Source organism: Companilactobacillus paralimentarius DSM 13238 = JCM 10415 (assembly GCF_001434985.1).
GTDB lineage: Bacteria > Bacillota > Bacilli > Lactobacillales > Lactobacillaceae > Companilactobacillus > Companilactobacillus paralimentarius.
The window spans coordinates 18,269-35,164 of the sequence record NZ_AZES01000117.1 but is presented as its reverse complement, the minus strand read 5'-3'; the positions used below and the strand labels follow the sequence as shown (position 1 = coordinate 35,164).

Annotated in this window: 15 protein-coding genes; 5 read left to right on the top strand and 10 right to left on the bottom strand. The window is 35.9% G+C overall.

What is annotated here, in order from left to right; all coding sequences use genetic code 11:
- Positions 1-5 precede the first annotated feature (5 nt).
- Positions 6-1,238: a multidrug efflux MFS transporter gene (locus FD33_RS09790; protein WP_025084385.1), complete on the top strand. Its 1,233-nt coding sequence runs from the start codon at positions 6-8 to the stop codon at positions 1,236-1,238.
- Between the two features lie 41 nt (positions 1,239-1,279).
- On the opposite strand, the gene FD33_RS09785 is transcribed toward FD33_RS09790, so the two are convergent.
- The 6 genes from FD33_RS09785 to FD33_RS09760 all read right to left on the bottom strand — a co-directional run bounded on the left by FD33_RS09785 (position 1,280) and on the right by FD33_RS09760 (position 7,612).
- On the bottom strand, positions 1,280-1,528 hold the full coding sequence (locus tag FD33_RS09785; protein ID WP_025084384.1) for a type B 50S ribosomal protein L31: 249 nt from the start codon (positions 1,526-1,528) through the stop codon (positions 1,280-1,282).
- A gap of 100 nt (positions 1,529-1,628) precedes the next feature.
- Positions 1,629-3,125, bottom strand: coding sequence for a ribosomal protection-like ABC-F family protein (gene abc-f / locus FD33_RS09780; RefSeq protein ID WP_025084383.1), 1,497 nt, complete (start codon positions 3,123-3,125; stop codon positions 1,629-1,631).
- Positions 3,126-3,383: 258 nt separating this feature from the next.
- The gene (locus FD33_RS09775) at positions 3,384-4,658 is read right to left on the bottom strand and encodes a UDP-N-acetylglucosamine 1-carboxyvinyltransferase (RefSeq protein ID WP_025084382.1); all 1,275 of its coding nucleotides are present in this window, start codon (positions 4,656-4,658) and stop codon (positions 3,384-3,386) included.
- A gap of 40 nt (positions 4,659-4,698) precedes the next feature.
- The gene (locus FD33_RS09770) at positions 4,699-6,312 is read right to left on the bottom strand and encodes a CTP synthase (RefSeq protein WP_025084381.1); all 1,614 of its coding nucleotides are present in this window, start codon (positions 6,310-6,312) and stop codon (positions 4,699-4,701) included.
- A 165-nt stretch (positions 6,313-6,477) separates the two neighbouring features.
- Positions 6,478-7,125, bottom strand: coding sequence for a DNA-directed RNA polymerase subunit delta (rpoE, locus tag FD33_RS09765; RefSeq protein ID WP_025084380.1), 648 nt, complete (start codon positions 7,123-7,125; stop codon positions 6,478-6,480).
- Between the two features lie 46 nt (positions 7,126-7,171).
- A complete protein-coding gene (locus FD33_RS09760; protein WP_025084379.1) occupies positions 7,172-7,612 on the bottom strand; it encodes a YwiB family protein in 441 nt (146 codons plus the stop codon).
- Positions 7,613-7,667: 55 nt separating this feature from the next.
- Here FD33_RS09760 and FD33_RS09755 point away from each other — a divergent pair, with 55 nt between their 5' ends.
- The 4 genes from FD33_RS09755 to mscL all read left to right on the top strand — a co-directional run bounded on the left by FD33_RS09755 (position 7,668) and on the right by mscL (position 12,344).
- Positions 7,668-8,474, top strand: a complete 807-nt coding sequence (locus tag FD33_RS09755; protein ID WP_025084378.1) for a lipoate--protein ligase family protein — start codon at positions 7,668-7,670, stop codon at positions 8,472-8,474.
- Positions 8,474-9,814, top strand: a complete 1,341-nt coding sequence (locus FD33_RS09750) for an HD domain-containing protein (RefSeq protein WP_025084377.1) — start codon at positions 8,474-8,476, stop codon at positions 9,812-9,814. Before FD33_RS09755 ends, FD33_RS09750 begins: the two co-directional genes overlap by 1 nt.
- Before the next feature lie 137 nt (positions 9,815-9,951).
- Positions 9,952-11,646: a glycerol-3-phosphate dehydrogenase/oxidase gene (locus FD33_RS09745; RefSeq protein WP_025084376.1), complete on the top strand. Its 1,695-nt coding sequence runs from the start codon at positions 9,952-9,954 to the stop codon at positions 11,644-11,646.
- Between the two features lie 284 nt (positions 11,647-11,930).
- On the top strand, positions 11,931-12,344 hold the full coding sequence (mscL, locus tag FD33_RS09740) for a large conductance mechanosensitive channel protein MscL (RefSeq protein WP_025084375.1): 414 nt from the start codon (positions 11,931-11,933) through the stop codon (positions 12,342-12,344).
- A 69-nt stretch (positions 12,345-12,413) separates the two neighbouring features.
- Here the strand turns inward: mscL and FD33_RS09735 are convergent, their stop codons facing one another.
- From FD33_RS09735 to purR, 4 genes are all read right to left on the bottom strand, one after another.
- Positions 12,414-13,445: a hypothetical protein gene (locus tag FD33_RS09735; RefSeq protein ID WP_025084374.1), complete on the bottom strand. Its 1,032-nt coding sequence runs from the start codon at positions 13,443-13,445 to the stop codon at positions 12,414-12,416.
- Positions 13,446-13,576: 131 nt separating this feature from the next.
- Positions 13,577-14,554: a ribose-phosphate diphosphokinase gene (locus tag FD33_RS09730; protein ID WP_025084373.1), complete on the bottom strand. Its 978-nt coding sequence runs from the start codon at positions 14,552-14,554 to the stop codon at positions 13,577-13,579.
- A gap of 13 nt (positions 14,555-14,567) precedes the next feature.
- On the bottom strand, positions 14,568-15,956 hold the full coding sequence (glmU, locus tag FD33_RS09725) for a bifunctional UDP-N-acetylglucosamine diphosphorylase/glucosamine-1-phosphate N-acetyltransferase GlmU (protein WP_054642414.1): 1,389 nt from the start codon (positions 15,954-15,956) through the stop codon (positions 14,568-14,570).
- A gap of 74 nt (positions 15,957-16,030) precedes the next feature.
- Complete coding sequence (gene purR / locus FD33_RS09720; RefSeq protein ID WP_025084372.1) at positions 16,031-16,873, bottom strand: pur operon repressor; 843 nt, start codon at positions 16,871-16,873, stop codon at positions 16,031-16,033.
- Positions 16,874-16,896 lie beyond the last annotated feature (23 nt).

The following is a 16,896-nucleotide window of genomic DNA, read 5'->3' as shown; positions in this document are numbered from 1 at the left end:
TGTATATGACATCTAGTACAAGTGATACTCCCGAACCGAATAATTATTGGAAAAAGAATCTAATAGTTTTATGGTTTAGTACTTTTGTATCAGGTATTGGCTTTAGTATGATTACACCTTTTATGCCATTATACATTAACCAGTTAGGTAATTTCACAAAAAGTCAACTTGTGATCTGGAATGGTATTGCCTTTTCATCGACGTTTTTAGTCATGGCAATCATTTCTCCTATTTGGGGTAAGATTGCTGACCGTCGAGGTCGAAAACTAATGCTGATTCGAGCTTCACTTGGTATGGCGATTGTTATTTTCCTACAGGCCTTCGTAACTGCTCCTTGGCAATTAGTTGTTTTAAGACTCCTTCAAGGTGTCTTTTCTGGATTCGTTAGTAACTCCAATACGTTAATTGCTTCAACAGCTCCTAGATCTGAAAGTGGAAAAGCCTTGGGTACCTTAAACACCGGTGTTATCTCCGGTACTTTATTAGGACCACTGGTCGGCGGTGTAATTGCACAATATTTTGGTTATCGAATTCCCTTTATGATAACTGGTTCTCTACTTTTCATTGCTTTCATCTTGGTTACTGTCTTCATCAAGGAAGATTTCAAACCAATTCCCAAAGGTGAAGAGGAATCAACTAAAGAAATTTTCCACAAGTTGAAAAATCCTAATCTCATCTTGGCAATGTTTGTTACAACCATGATCATTCAGACTTCTAACAACTCAATCAATCCGATCATTAGTTTGTACGTTAAACAGTTAATGCACAATTCTAGTCAGGTCACATTAGTTGCTGGAGTTGTCGCAGCGATGCCTGGTATTGCTAATATTATTGCTGCACCTAGATTTGGTGCTTTAGGTGACAAAATTGGAACGGGAAAAATCTTAGTTGGTGGATTAATCTTCGCCATCTTGGTTTATATTCCACAAGCCTTTGTCACTAACGTTTGGCAGTTGGCTGCTTTGAGATTCTTAGTTGGTGTTTCTGATGCCTGCTTAGTTCCTCAAGTTCAGACAATTCTGGCCAAATATACCGATCCAAAATACACTGGTAGAATCTTCGGATATAATCAGTCATTCCAATCAGTTGGTAATGTCTGTGGACCACTCTTAGGTTCTTATATTACCAGTGCTTTAAGTTATTCCGCTGTCTTTATCAGTACCAGTGGTTTAGCTTTGATCAACTTCATTTGGGTCTACACACACTTGAAATCAAAGAAAAGCAAAGTCAAAATATAAAGCTTTGCAAAAAAATAAGCCATCCATTCGGATGACTTTTTTTACTTGTTTGACAAGCCATATTTCTTGTTGAAACGGTCGATACGTCCATCTGCTTGAGCAAACTTTTGTTTACCAGTGTAGAAAGGATGTGAATCTGATGAGATTTCAACACGAATTAATGGATATTCGTTACCTTCGTAATCAGTTGTTTCTTTTGATTCAACAGTTGAACCAGCTAAGAATTTCTTACCTGTTGATGAGTCCATAAAGACAACTTGATGGTAATCTGGGTGAATTCCTTGTTTCATTCTATGTCGCTCCTTTGCCATAAATCTTTTACAGAAATATAGATTAAATTACTAACAGTGTCTAATAATATCATGAGTTACACAATTATTCAATACCATTCTAATAATGTAAGTAAACCTTGGCACTAGAAACCGAATCAATTAAATCTTGATCATGATCGATTAACAACATCGTTGGATGTTGTTTTTTTATTGCCTCAATAATTTGCTGACGAGTAATTACGTCTAAATAATTTAACGGTTCGTCCCAGAAATAAAGGTTAGCCTCTTCTGACAAACTCACTGCCAGTGCAACCTTTCGACGTTGACCTTGACTCATCTGTTCAATCGGTTGTTCAAAGAGATAGCGTTCAAAACCTAATTTACGTAAATTAGAAAAGGTTAATTCTGGTTCGATTTGTTTTTGTTCTGCCAATTGTCTGATAGTACCTTGTAGTTCATTGTCTTGACGCAGGTAAGAAATTTTTAAATTATTGGCAACATGAATCTGTCCAGTCTGTTCAAAAGGCTGTGACAAACCTAGAATCTGTTTAAAGATAGTTGTCTTGCCGATTCCGTTAGGTCCAATCAATGACACTACTTGATCTCGTTTAACTTTGAAGTCGACTGTTGGCGTCACAATATTTTCATGTTGTAATCTTAAATTTTCTACCTGTACGAATACGTCAGGATGCGATAATTTTTCGTAATTTAGTTCGATAGGCGCTTCTATTTCAATATTTTTCAGCAAAGTTTTCTTCTCATCAATAGCTGAGTTGACCCGACGTTCAGCTGTTTTAGCTTTTTTCATCATCTTAGCCGCCTTGGTACCAATGAAGCCCTTATCCAAATGAACTTTTTCTGTGTAATGTTTTCTATTTTTTTGTGATTCAGTTTGTCTGGACCAGTTCTCACGTTTAACCGCTGTTTCATGAAGACGATTAATATCTTTCTTCAATTGCTCCTTTTCGGCTAACTCCGACTGATCTTGACGTTCTTTTTGTTCTTGCCAGGTATCAAAATTTCCTTTGTACACCACTACATCACTACGATCAATTGAAATGACATGATCAATTACTGGATTTAAGAAGCTCTTATCATGACTAATCACAATAAAGCCCTTCTTACTTTTGAGATAATCTGAAACAATCTTTCTACCCTCAATGTCTAAATGATTGGTTGGTTCATCAATTAATTGAAATCCTGATTCATCAATAAACAAGATTGCTAACAATACTTTGGTTCGTTCACCTGGACTCAAGGTTGAAAACTCCTGTTGCAAAACATCTACATCAACTTTCAATTTCTCTAACTCAATTTCAATTTTCCAAAGATCGTAATCCTCTAAATGTGCTAAATTCTTAACAACTTCAACGGTTGGCACATCTTTATCAACAACCGTCTGTGGATAATAATAAAAATTTAAATTGGAAATGATTTGGCCTTGATACTGTAACTGTCCTAACAACATTTTCATCAAAGTTGTTTTTCCACGACCATTACGTCCGATTAAACCCAATTTCCAGCTCTCATCAATCTTTAGATTTAAAGCATTGAATAAATTATCCACCATTTGATCATATTTAAAACTGACATTTTCTATTTGAATTGTTCCCATAAAACAACACCCCACTTAAGGTGTGGGTCAGATCGACTTGGTTTGTTCATTTTTTTCGACAAAAAAAGAGAACGCTAAACAGCGTTCCCTAATTTACTTTTGGGAAGCACTGTTGAGAATTTAAGCCGAGCAAAACTACACACCATATATTTCTATACTTGTATAATTTTGAACTCTAGCTTATTTTCTCAACGGCGCACTTCCTCTCTTGTATTAAACTATCACTTAATCTAACAATTTATAATCCTAAAGTCAAGACTAAACTAAATCATCTTCACCAATCAGCTTAACATCAGCATTTAAACAATGTAATTTCCAAACAACTTGATCATAACCACGTAAAATGTTTTCAGCATGGCTAATAACTGTTTGACCATCAGCCAATAATCCAGCAATCATCAAGCAAGCTCCAGCTCTGATCTCATCGGCACTCACATTAGCACCCTTTAATTGAGCTCCGCCATGAACAAAAATCAAATCATTTTCACTTGTGATATTAGCACCCATCTTAATCAATTGAGAAATATGCTTTACTCGTTTGGGATAGATGGTATCAACAATCATTGCTTCGCCACTGGCTTTCATCAGTAATGGTGTAATTGGTTGTTGTAAATCTGTAGCAAAACCAGGATATGGCATTGTTTTAATGTTAACAGCTTTTAAGTTGGGAGATGGTTTCACATAGATACTATCTTCGCCAACTTCAAGATTCACACCCATCTCATCTAATTTAGCTAAAAAGGCATCTAAATGTTCACTGATGATATTCTTTACCAAAATATCTCCACCATTAGCTGCAGCTAAACTAAGATAAGTTCCTGCTTCAATACGATCTGGAATAATAGTATGAGCATTATTTGAACATAAGGTATCAACACCTTCGATACGAATTGTTTCAGTACCGACACCACGAATAGTTGCCCCCATATTGTTCAAGAATGTTGCTAGATCGATGATCTCAGGTTCCTTAGCAGCATTTTCAATTATAGTTGTTCCTTTAGCTTTAACAGCAGCCAGAATTACATTAATTGTTGCACCAACTGAAACCATATCTAAAAAGATTTTTGCTCCTTTAAGGCCTTCTTCAGGAGCTGTAATAATGATTTGCCCGTGTCTGTTCTCAACGTGTGCACCTAGTGCTTCAAATCCTTTAATGTGTTGATCAATTGGACGTGGTCCAATGTCATCCCCACCTGGGAAACCAACAACAGCTTTACCAAAACGGCCTAGCATTGCTCCCATAAAGTAATATGAAGCTCGCAAACTACTAACTTTTCCACTAGGCAATTCAGCAAATTGGATTTTAGTTGGATCAATTTTTAATACATCATTATTCATTTCAGAAGTAACGTTCATATCTTTTAAAATTGAACGCAAATTTTTTACATCTCTAATTTGTGGTACTGAATCTAACACTACAGGTGTATTAGACAAAATAGCAGCTGGAATCAAGGCTACAGTACTATTCTTAGCCCCGCCAATTGTTACTTCACCTGATAATTTCTTTCCACCGTTGATTACAAGTTTTTGCATAAGCTTTTTCCTAACTATATTTGACTACTTCAAGAGAAGACTACATGTTGTCTTCTTCAAGGCCTGAAGCTGCACCGATAAAGCCTTTGAATAGGCCTTCTGGCTTAGTAGGTCTTGACAAGAATTCTGGATGATATTGAGCAGCAATGAAGAACTTATTTTCAGGAATTTCGATAACTTCAACCAAGTGGTTATCTGGTGAAACACCTGAGAATACTAATCCAAGATCTTCAAATTGTTTACGATATTCATTGTTAAATTCATATCTGTGACGATGTCTTTCTTGAATAACTGATTGATTGTCGTATGCGGCTGCTGTCTTTGAACCTGGTTTTAATTTACATGGATAAGCACCTAAACGTAATGTACCACCACGGTCTTCAACATCTTTCTTGTCTGCCATGATATCGATGATCTTGTTTGCTGCATCTGGATCAACTTCACCAGTTGTAGCATCTTTGATACCAGCAACATCTCTAGCAAATTCAATACTTGCCATTTGCATACCTAAACATAGTCCAAGATATGGAACATCATTTTCACGAGCATACTTAATAGCAGCAATCATACCTTCAAGGCCACGACTACCAAAACCACCTGGTACTAGAATACCATCAGAATCCTTAAGATAATCGGCTACATTGTCATCATTGATAAGGTCAGCTGAAATCTTTTCGATCTCTATCTCTGTATTATAAACATATCCAGCAGAACGAAGTGCTTCAGTAACAGAAATGTAAGCATCTTGTAATTTTGTATATTTACCAACTAGAGTGATCTTTGTCTTATGCTTCAAGTTGTTAACACGGTCAACCAACTTATGCCAATCTGTCATATCAGCTGGTTTTGTATCTAAGTGCAAGTAACGACATACAATATCATCAAAGTTTTGAGCTTGTAGGTTCAATGGAACATCATACAATGACTTAGCATCACGTGATTCGATAACTGCTTCAGGATCAACATCACAGAATGACGCAATTTTATCTTTCATGCTTTGTGGCATTGGAAGTTCAGTTCTGACAACCAAGATGTTAGGTTGAATACCGATACCACGTAATTCCTTAACACTGTGTTGTGTTGGCTTTGTCTTCATTTCGCCAGCTGCCTTCAAGTAAGGTACTAGTGATGTATGAATATAAACAACGTTTTCTGAACCAACTTCGGCCTTCATTTGACGCAATGCTTCTAGGTATGGTTGTGATTCAATATCACCAACAGTACCACCAACTTCAGTAATAATAACGTCTGAATCTGTTGTAGTTGCAGCACGCATAATTTTTTGTTTGATCATATCTGTAATATGTGGAATAACTTGAACAGTTGCACCGTTATAATCACCACGACGTTCGCGACGAATAACTTCTGAATAAATCTTACCTGTAGTAACATTTGAATACTTGTTCAAATCATTATCGATAAATCTTTCATAATGTCCAAGATCGAGGTCAGTTTCTGTACCATCGTTTGTAACAAAAACTTCACCGTGTTGATATGGACTCATTGTTCCTGGGTCCACATTAATGTATGGATCAAATTTTTGCATTGTTACCTTAAGTCCGCGATTTTTTAGTAATCTACCAAGGGATGCGGCAACGATTCCCTTACCTAATGATGAAACGACTCCACCTGTAATAAAAATGTATTTAGTCATAACTTCCTCCACATATTAATTCTAGGGATTTCTTAACTCACAAAAATAAAAAAGTTCCCCATTCAGCATGAACAGGGAACTTAAAGTTGTCTATCTAATAGAGCCCGAACTATATAATACCGTGATATGTTCGAGTCGTCAAACTTTTAATTCAAAAAGTTAAACTTAATTTTCGTCATCGTCGTCGTCGTTGTCATCTTCATCATCATCGTCGTCATCAAGATCGATGTCTTCATCGTCGTCATCGTCCGCGTCAAATTCAGATAATTGACCTTCGATACCGTCATCTAATCCTTCATCATGAGGGTCATCGTCGTCATCATCAACAGATGTTAAATCTGAGTTAGTAAATTTAGATAAGTCAGGACCATTGTCTGAACCATCACTATCATCGTCATCGTCCATATCATTAACATCTAAATCACTGTCATCTTCATAATCGACAACATCGTCATCTTCATCATCGTCACTCAAGAAGGCATTAACCTTTTGAGCTGCCTTGTGAGCATTTTCTGTACCGTTATCCTCAGGATGATTTACTTCCTCATCAACTGAATCATATGGATACCACTTACGTAAGCCCCATACATTCTCACCTAATGAGAGAAAACTACCATCGTTATTTAAATCTGTGTAAAATTGTGGAAGTGATCTCTTGATGTCCTCATCCGACTTGCCTAAGTAGTCTTGTATTTCATTAACGATATCAGAAAAGTTCATAACTTTCTTGTTATTCTCGTTAAGAATCTCGTATGCAACCTCAATCAATGAGAGTTCGTCTTTATTTTGATCCTTGAATTTATCAAACTTCAAACGTGTACACGTCCTTTCGCAGCGTCTTACTTATAATCATATCTACCTATACGCCAAAAATCAATCTAAACTTATAATTACCTATTACATTATTGTCGTAAATCAAATCATAATCAATGTTTATTTTTCCTGAAAGTGGTTTACTTACGATTTCAACTTTTGAATCTTTGGTAAATGTATCTAGTGGTAGAACACCATATTCTGTTTCCAATTGTCCATTATTATGCTTCTGATGTGTAAAATATAAAAGTGAAGACAAATTAGTCGATTTGGCAACACGTTTGATATGAATTTCACCGTTGCCGCCAACCTTTACTAAGATGGATGCCTTTGCACCATTTTCTAGACTTTCATTAAATCTTAGATAAATTGACTTACCCATTTGAGTGAACTTACCTGATTCAGAAATCTTTGTCTTCGTCAGATTGCCTGATTGTAAAGTTTCAATACTCAAATTCACATTTACATCAATACTATTATTTTCCAATCCTTACCGCCTCTACATGATAAAATTATATTAATTAATTAAAAGAAGTGATTAAGTGAACAATACTATTATATTATACGACCAAAAAATAAGCTCTAGCAAAGATCTGCTTGTTCCTTTTTCAGATACTGGAGCTATTTTAAAATTTGTTTCCGAAAATAATCAACCCGTAATCCATTTTTGGGTTACACCACCAACTGTTATTTTGGGTATGCAAGACAAACGCCTCAATAACTTACAGGGCGGCTTAGAAATGTTATCAGAAAAAGATTATCTTTTCTACCTTCGTAATTCAGGTGGACTCGGTGTAGTTACCGATGCTGGTATTCTTAACTTCTCCATCTTTTTACCAGACAAGGATAATTTATTGATCGATGATGCTTACGAAAAAATGTTCACGGTCCTCAAAAAAAGTTTTTCTTCCAAAATTAAAACTGGTGAGATCAGTACATCCTATTGTCCAGGAACATACGACCTTAGCATTGATCAAAAAAAGTTTGCTGGTATCTCTCAACGAAGAGCGGGAAATGCTGTAGCCATTATGGCCTATATCAGTGTCAATGGGCAGCAAAAAGACCGTAGTCAGTTGATGAAAGATTTCTATGAGATTAGTAATTATCCTCTTAAAGATGGTTATCCACAAATAGATATTCACTCGATGGAAAATCTTGATACTTTGTTAGATCACGAGCTCTCAATTAACCAAGCTAAGCAAAAGATTTTAGCTATTATAGCTAAGCAATATACTATTAATAAAGAGGAATTCTTCATCATTCAAAATTCTCTACCATATCAAGAAGCCTATAATGCAACTTTAAAAGATTTAATCAAACGTAATCAACAAATATTGGGGGAAAAATAATGCCATACCATATCGAAATGTTACCACGCGAAAAAGTTTTCCGCGATCCAATTCATAATTATATTCATGTTCAACACAAAGTTATTTTAGATTTAATCAACACAAAAGAATTTCAAAGACTTCGTCGAGTTAAACAACTTGGTACAGCTTCATTTACTTTTCACGGAGCTGAACACTCTCGTTTTGGCCATTGTATTGGTGTCTATGAGATAACTCGCCAAATCTGTGATAATTTTCAAAGAAATTATTCTACCAAAACTCCTGGAGATGGACTTTGGGATGACAATGAACGAATTGTAGCTTTATGCGCTGCTCTTTTACATGACGTCGGACATGGTCCTTATTCACACACCTTTGAACATATCTTCGATACCGATCATGAAATGTGGACTAGAAAGATCATCACATCACCAGAAACTGAGATCAATCATGTTTTGAAGCAAGTTTCCGATGATTTCCCTGAAAAAGTCGCTAGTGTCATTTCTCATACTTATCCTAATCCTCAAGTTGTACAAATGATCTCTAGTCAAATTGACGCTGACCGTATGGATTATCTACTACGTGATGCTTACTTCACGGGTACCAAATATGGAATGTTCGATTTAACGAGAATCTTACGAGTTATGCGCCCTTATAAAGATGGAATTGCTTTTGACTATGATGGCATGCATGCGGTTGAAGATTATGTCTTGAGTCGTTTCCAAATGTATCAACAAGTTTATTTCCATCCTGTTTCTCGTGGTATGGAGGTTGTCTTAACTAAATTGCTGCAAAGAGCCAAAGACTTATACGAACATAACCACATGAATGGTTTTGAAATGCCAAGTCTTCTGATTCCTTTCTTCGAAAACAAAGTTAATATTGACGATTACTTACTTTTGGATGATGGCATTCTCAATACTTACTTTACACTTTGGCAAAGCTACCCTGACGAAATCCTCAAGGATTTATCTTACCGTTTTCTAGCCCGTAAACCATTTAAATCAGCCAAATATGATAAAAAGACTAAACATTTATTGCCTGAAATAGCTGATATTGTTGAAAGTGTCGGTTTCCAAAAGAAGTATTACACCGCTACTAACACCAGTTATGATTTGCCTTACGATGTTTACAATCCTAACTCTAACAAGAGTCGAACTCAGATTGAAATTATGCAAAATGATGGTTCATTAATTGAATTATCTACTATCAGTCGTTTGGTTAATGCCTTGACAGGTAAGATTTCTGGGGATGAACGATTCTACTTCCCTAAATCAATGTTGATGGAACATTCCGATGATATCTTTAGTAATGAATATGATGAATTTCAAAAACACATTTACAACGATACGATCATTTAATTTTTAATGCTTTCATATTTTTGAAATTTTAATTAAAATAAATGTATTAATTTTATGTTTCACTCGTGCAATTCTTATTCAGTGAGATTATGATTATTTTGAATTCAATAATCAGTAACTATCGATTGGAGGGCAACATGAAAGAATTTTCAAATAGTATAAGAACTAAGAATTTACAAGATATGCAAACCAACCAACTAGACTTACTTGTTATCGGCGGTGGTATTACTGGTAGTGGTATTACTTTAGACGCTCAAAGTCGACACATTCAAACTGGTTTAGTTGAAATGCGCGACTTTGCTTCTGGAACCTCAAGTCGTTCCACCAAATTAGTTCACGGTGGCTTAAGATACTTAAAACAAGCAGCTATCAAGGAAGTTCATGAAGTCGGTAGTGAACGAGCTATTGTTTATAACAATGCTCCTCAAATCACTACCCCATTGAAAATGATGTTGCCTTTCTATGAAGGTGGAACTTTTGGTCCGTTTACGACTGCTATCGGATTAGACGTTTACGATCGATTGGCTGAAGTAAAGTACTCCGAACGTAAATATATGTTAAAGCCTCGCGATACTATGGAACGTGAGCCTTATTTAAAATCAGAAAACCTTAAGGGTGCTGGTGTTTACGTTGAATACAGAACTGATGACGCTCGTCTAACTTTGGAAGTCTTGAAAAAAGCCAACGACTTAGGTGCTAAAATTGCTAACTATGTTAAAGTTACTGGTCTACTTTATAATGATGATAAACGTGTTTGCGGCGTTACCTATGAAGATCAAATCAATGGTGAAATCGGTGAGATACACGCCAAAAAAGTTGTTAATGCTTGTGGTCCCTGGGTTGATGAGATCCGAAAAATGGACGATTCCAACAAGGGTAAACATCTTCATCTGACTAAGGGAGTTCACTTAGTTATCGATCAAGAAAAATTTCCAATTTCTAATTCAATTTATTTTGACACGCCATTTCACGATAATCGTATGATGTTTGCCATTCCTCGTGAAGGTAAAACTTATATCGGAACAACCGATACCACTTGGACTGAAGATCCGAAAGAACCAAATATCACAGCTACTGATGTGACTTACATCTTAGCCGCCGCAAATCAAATGTTCGATTTACCTCAATATCTAACACCTGACGATGTTGAGGCTGGTTGGTCCGGTGTCAGACCACTAATTCAGGAAGAAGGTAAATCTCCTTCCGAAATATCTCGTAAAGATGAGATTTTCCAATCCGACAGCGACTTATTATCGATTGCTGGTGGAAAATTAACTGGTTACCGTAAAATGGCTGAAAAAATTGTCGACCGAGTAGCTCAACAATTATCAGTCGAAACTAATTACGAATTTCAACCGGCACAGACAAAAGATTTAACACTTGGTGGTGGCGACGTTGGTGGTGAAGAACACTGGATGGACTTTTTCGATAAAGCTGTTCATGAAGGAATCACTAACCACAATCTGACACGTGATGAAGCTGAAAAATTAGTTCAACGCTATGGTTCTAACGTTGATGCTATTTATCAATTATTACCAGAAACCAAAACTAAAGCTCGCCTACCTAGAATCGACTGGGCTATGTTAACGTACGGCCTAGAACACGAAATGGTAGAACATCCAATCGATTATCTCTTACGTCGTAGTAGCCAAATGCTTTTTAACATGAAACACATGCGTTCCATCAAAACACCAGTTATCGAATATATGACCAAATACTACAATTGGGACGATACCACTAAACAGACAATGACTGACGAGGTTGATACCAAGTTGGCTTTGACCGATTTAAGAGATATCAAGAAAAAGTATGCACAATATATTAACAAATAAATTTAGTTATTCTTATTATGGTTAGCTTAAAATTTCATTTTCCACAAAAGTCGAAAATGCCGAAACGTACAGAGCTTTCGCTACCAATCGGATAATATCTTTTATTACTTATCAATAATTAGGATTACCTTCAAGTCATATTCACAACGTTCCACCAGTAAAATAATAATCTCAATTAAAATTTCACTAAATATTTATGTCACCTCTTTTATTTTTTTGAAAATATAGTAGAGTGAGTCTTGTACTTTGAAAAAGGTAAAATCAATGAAGGAGATTTGGCGAAAATGTTTAAGGAATTCCAAGAGTTTATTTCCCGTGGTAGTGTTGTTGACTTAGCCGTCGGTGTTATCGTTGGTGCTGCTTTCAACAGTTTGGTATCAGCGTTAACTACCTACATTTTAAATCCGCTAATCGGTCTCATTATTGGGCAAATTGATTTGTCAGATATGAAGTTCCAAGTTTTAGGTGCAAATTTTCTAATCGGTGACTTCATCAATGCTATAATCAATTTCTTGATCATTATGTTCGTTGTTTTCATAATTGTTAAAATGATGAATAGAATGCGTCGTGATGGTTCACGTAGTAAGTTTGATAAAAATGGTGATGAAATTCCTGACCCACAAACTGAATACTTACAACAAATTCGTGATCTATTGAGATATCAACAAAGAAATAACAACAATAACAATAGATACTAAAAATAATCCGCACTAACTGTTTTGGAACTATCCTATAACAGTTAATACGGATTTTTTTGTTGAAAATTTTTAATGTAAAGGTGTAACGACTTTCAAATCTAGAGCTTGTAAGAATCCACTTGGTCCATCTACTACCATTGGAATCACATTAACACTTGGCGCTGCGCTAGTTACATAACTTTCATCTAGTGGCATCATTCCGTTGATGCTGATATCCAATGATTTTGGCATACCTTCAATATGAATTTCATTATCAATGGCAGGTGTTTTAACAACATCATCACAAATCTTGTGTACATAAATCAAACTGACTTTAGCTTCACCTTTAACCATGCCACTCATTGTAAACTTATGTCCATAAATGGTCCCTTTCTTAACAGTTCCAAAAGTTGGGTGCAAATCTTCAGGAGCTGTATACCACGCGTGATCAACTTTTACATCGTCAAACTTAATTCCTAAACGCTCTCCCATCTCATACACACCTGAAATGTAGTATGAAGCAATTCCTAATTTGAGTTTATCCTGTGGGAATTTATCTGGATCCATCCCATAGCCGAAGACCTTGACCCAACTTGAATAGTTGTGTTGATCGTCTTCACCTGATTGAACAGTTATTTTATCAACGTGTCCCATCAAACCTGCCAAGACCGTTGGAATATATGATGCATAGGCTCCTGGCAATAATCCGGTTGGCAAATATGAAACACCGTTTTCTTTAGCAGTATCATTGATCATCTTATACAAATCTGGTGTTGTAACTTGTGAATAATAGATTGGCAAAGTTGTGACAACATTCTTTTTAGACTTTAATACTCGACAAATATCAAGTGCACTAGGAGTAAAACCACCCTTTTCGTCACGAACTAACGGTGTATAATCCAAAACTACATCTGCATCTAACTTCAATGCATCTTCAATATTATCAGTTACAGTAATACCGGTTTTAGGAAAATTAAATATTTCACCAGAATCACGACCGATTTTCTTAGGGTCAACATCAACAGCAGCAACCAACTTCAATGATTGTTTTTCTTGAATCATTCTGATAGCTGCTCTACCAACATTTCCAAGGCCCCAAACGATAACTTTATATTGTTTCATCCTATCACCTCAAAAGGCTTTAATGACCTTTTTCTATTGCTCATATTATCACGTAGTTAAAAGAGTTAATACCAATAACACATGAAAAAAAAGAGCCACTTTCTAAGAAGTGACTCTTTTTTATTTGCGGCTTATTTTTTATTCTTAAAACGTGTATTGAACAATGGACTGACAGGTTCATTTTCATGGACACGTTGAATTGCTTCACCGATAAGTGGTCCAACTGAAACTTGAACCATCTTGTCGATAATTTTTTCTTTAGGAAGATTGATTGAATCAGTAACAACTAAAGTCTTGATTGGTGATGCTTCAATTCTTTCGATAGCAGGACCTGAAAGAATTGGGTGTGTACAACATGCGTAAACTTCAGTAGCACCAGCATCAATAAGTGCTTGAGATGCTAGAGAAATTGTACCAGCAGTATCGATCATATCATCAATAATGATGGCACGTTTGCCTTTAACATTACCAATAATATTCATAACTTCAGCAACATTGGCACGAGGTCTACGTTTATCGATAATAGCAATTGGTGTCTTCAAGAATTCAGCTAGTTTTCTGGCACGAGTTACACCACCATGATCAGGTGAAACAACAACAGCGCCTTCTTCTAGATGATTTGTTAGGAAGTAATCAGCTAGCAATGGAGCACCCATCAAATGATCAACTGGAATATCGAAGAAACCTTGAATTTGTGCAGCATGAAGATCAAGTGCAAGTACACGATCTACACCAGCACGTTCCAACATATTAGCAACTAATTTAGCAGTAATAGGTTCACGTGAACGTGATTTACGATCTTGTCTAGCATAACCATAATAAGGAATTACAACATTGATAACACTAGCTGAAGCACGTCTTAAGGCATCAACCATGATCAATAATTCCATCAAATTATCGTTAACTGGTGCTGAAGTTGATTGAATCAAGAAGACTTCTGCTCCACGAATACTTTCTTCAATATTAATTTGGATTTCACCGTCACTGAAACGTGTAACTGATGACTTTCCAAGTGGTACTCCTACAACCTTAGCAATTTTTTCTGCTAAAGGTTTATTAGAGTTCAATGCAAAAATTTTCATTGGTCGTTCATTATTTTGACATGACATTAATTATTCACCCTTATTTCCAATCTTCACTTTTTGATAGTGGTAATCTTTCCCAAAAATCTTCTTTGTTAGTTTGTCTTTCACGCGCAATAGCCATTGCATGCTTAGGAATGTCGTTAGTAATAGTTGAACCAGCGGCAATAAATGAATGATCAGCCATTTCTACTGGAGCAATAATATTTGAATTGCTACCAATAAATGAATGGTCACCGATATTACTGTGCCACTTCTTAACACCATCGTAGTTAACAAAAACCACTCCACAACCAACATTGATATCAGTTCCAAGAGTTGCATCACCGACATATGTCAAATGACCAACCTTAGTTCTGTCACCAATTTTAGCATTTTTAACTTCACAGAAATTACCAATATGGACATCACGGCCAATTTCAGCTTTTGGTCTTAGATGTGAGTTAGGCCCAACATTGCTACCTTTATGCATAATAGCACTCTCAATTGTTGAACTGATAACTTCAACGTTATCTTGAATCTCAGAATCAGAAATTCTTGAGCCAGAACCAATAACACATTCTGAACCAATAGTTGTTTTACCAAAGATTTTTACATTTGGTTCGATAACTGTATCGTTACCAATTTCAACATCAATATCAATATATGTGTTATCAGGATCAACGATTGTAACGCCATCACGCATATGTGCTTCGTTGATTCTTCTTTGCATAATCTTTTCAGCTTGTGACAAGGCAACACGATCATTAACACCTAATGATTCGCTCAAATCAGCCATTTCAAAGGCTGAAACTTTCTTACCTTGTTCTTTAAGCAATGAAATTACGTCAGGTAAATAATATTCACCTTGGGCATTATCATTATTAACTTTATGTAAGTTTTCAAACAATAGTTTATTGTCAAAACACAATACACCAGTATTAATTTCTTGTATTTCTTGTTCACTTCTTGAAGCATCTTTTTGCTCAACAATTTTTTCAACGTTGCCACCATTATCACGGACAATACGACCGTAACCAAATGGATTATCAGCATGCGCTGTCAAAATTGTAACGGCTGCTTCTTCTTTTTCATGATAATCTAATAATTTTTCAAAAGTATCAGCAGTGAATAATGGTGTATCACCATTAACAATGAGCGTTATACCCTCTTTGTTACCTAGATCCTTTTCAGCTTGCATTACAGCATTTGCTGTTCCCAATTGTTCCTCTTGCAAAGCATAGTTAGTTCTATCACCGAGTAGATCTCTAACTTTATCGGCACCATTTCCAATAACAGTTTCAATCAAGTCTGGTTCGATCTTTTCAACTTGCGTTAAAACATGATCAACCATTGCTCTACCAGCAACAGGATGCAATACTTTGTATAGTCTCGACTTCATTCTTGTACCTTTACCGGCAGCAAGAATTATTACATAACGATTCGACATCAGAAACTCCCTTCAGTCATTCAAATATCCTTATATATAATAGCATTATTATATATAACTGCTCAATCAAGAATTTATTCAAAATAACTGAAATCGGTATTTGTTAAATAATTTCCCGGTTCCACATTCAAAACTCGATTCTTGGTATCAATTTTTGTTACTTTGAAAATTGATGTTACATCGGAATCACCAAATTGACTATTAATATTGATGTTTTCGGCAAAGACCGTTGCACCAACAAAAATAGCATTGAATTCCGAGATCAAACTACGCAAACCATTGATGGTTCCGCCGCCTTTCATGAAGTCATCAACAACTAATACACGTGATCCTTCTTCTAAACTGCGTTTTGATAATTCCATTTTTTCAACACGATCAGATGAACCTGATGCATAGTTGACACTAATAGTTGATCCTTCAGTGATCTTCGAGTCACGACGAACAATCACAAATGGAATATTCAAGAAATTAGCTACACTTTGGGCAATTGGTATACCTTTAGTAGCCACCGTCATAACGACATCAATTGAACTTTGTGAATATTGGGTGGCAATCATACGGCCAACATTTCTCAATAATTCAGGATCAGCCAACAAATCAGTTAAGTACAAATACCCACCAGGTAAAATACGGTTGGGTTCAACTAATTTTTTGGATGTTTCTTCAACAAATTCAGTTGCTTCTTTCTTAGAAATTCCAGGTGTAAATATCACACCGCCACCAGCACCAGGCAATGTTTCTAGAACACCAATTCCTCTGATCATAAATGTTCTTCTCAAAATACCCAGATCCTCAGATATTGACGATTTAGCTGATTCGTAACGATCAGCAAAAAACGCTAGTGAAATTAGCGTATGTGGTCGTTCAAGTAAATAGCGAGTCATATCAATTAAACGTTCGCTTCTTCGTGTTTTCATCTTTTTTTCTCCTAAAACGTATC

Excerpts from the sequence above, each read along its gene's own strand:
- FD33_RS09785 (WP_025084384.1), bottom strand. The coding sequence starts at position 1,528 with ATGAAACAAGGAATTCACCCAGATTACCATCAAGTTGTCTTTATGGAC.
- purR (WP_025084372.1), bottom strand. The coding sequence starts at position 16,873 with ATGAAAACACGAAGAAGCGAACGTTTAATTGATATGACTCGCTATTTA.
- FD33_RS09790 (WP_025084385.1), top strand. The coding sequence starts at position 6 with ATGACATCTAGTACAAGTGATACTCCCGAACCGAATAATTATTGGAAA.
- mscL (WP_025084375.1), top strand. The coding sequence starts at position 11,931 with ATGTTTAAGGAATTCCAAGAGTTTATTTCCCGTGGTAGTGTTGTTGAC.
- FD33_RS09730 (WP_025084373.1), bottom strand. The coding sequence starts at position 14,554 with ATGTCATGTCAAAATAATGAACGACCAATGAAAATTTTTGCATTGAAC.
- FD33_RS09735 (WP_025084374.1), bottom strand. The coding sequence starts at position 13,445 with ATGAAACAATATAAAGTTATCGTTTGGGGCCTTGGAAATGTTGGTAGA.
- abc-f (WP_025084383.1), bottom strand. The coding sequence starts at position 3,125 with ATGGGAACAATTCAAATAGAAAATGTCAGTTTTAAATATGATCAAATG.
- FD33_RS09770 (WP_025084381.1), bottom strand. The coding sequence starts at position 6,312 with ATGACTAAATACATTTTTATTACAGGTGGAGTCGTTTCATCATTAGGT.
- glmU (WP_054642414.1), bottom strand. The coding sequence starts at position 15,956 with ATGTCGAATCGTTATGTAATAATTCTTGCTGCCGGTAAAGGTACAAGA.
- FD33_RS09775 (WP_025084382.1), bottom strand. The coding sequence starts at position 4,658 with ATGCAAAAACTTGTAATCAACGGTGGAAAGAAATTATCAGGTGAAGTA.
- FD33_RS09750 (WP_025084377.1), top strand. The coding sequence starts at position 8,474 with ATGCCATACCATATCGAAATGTTACCACGCGAAAAAGTTTTCCGCGAT.
- FD33_RS09745 (WP_025084376.1), top strand. The coding sequence starts at position 9,952 with ATGAAAGAATTTTCAAATAGTATAAGAACTAAGAATTTACAAGATATG.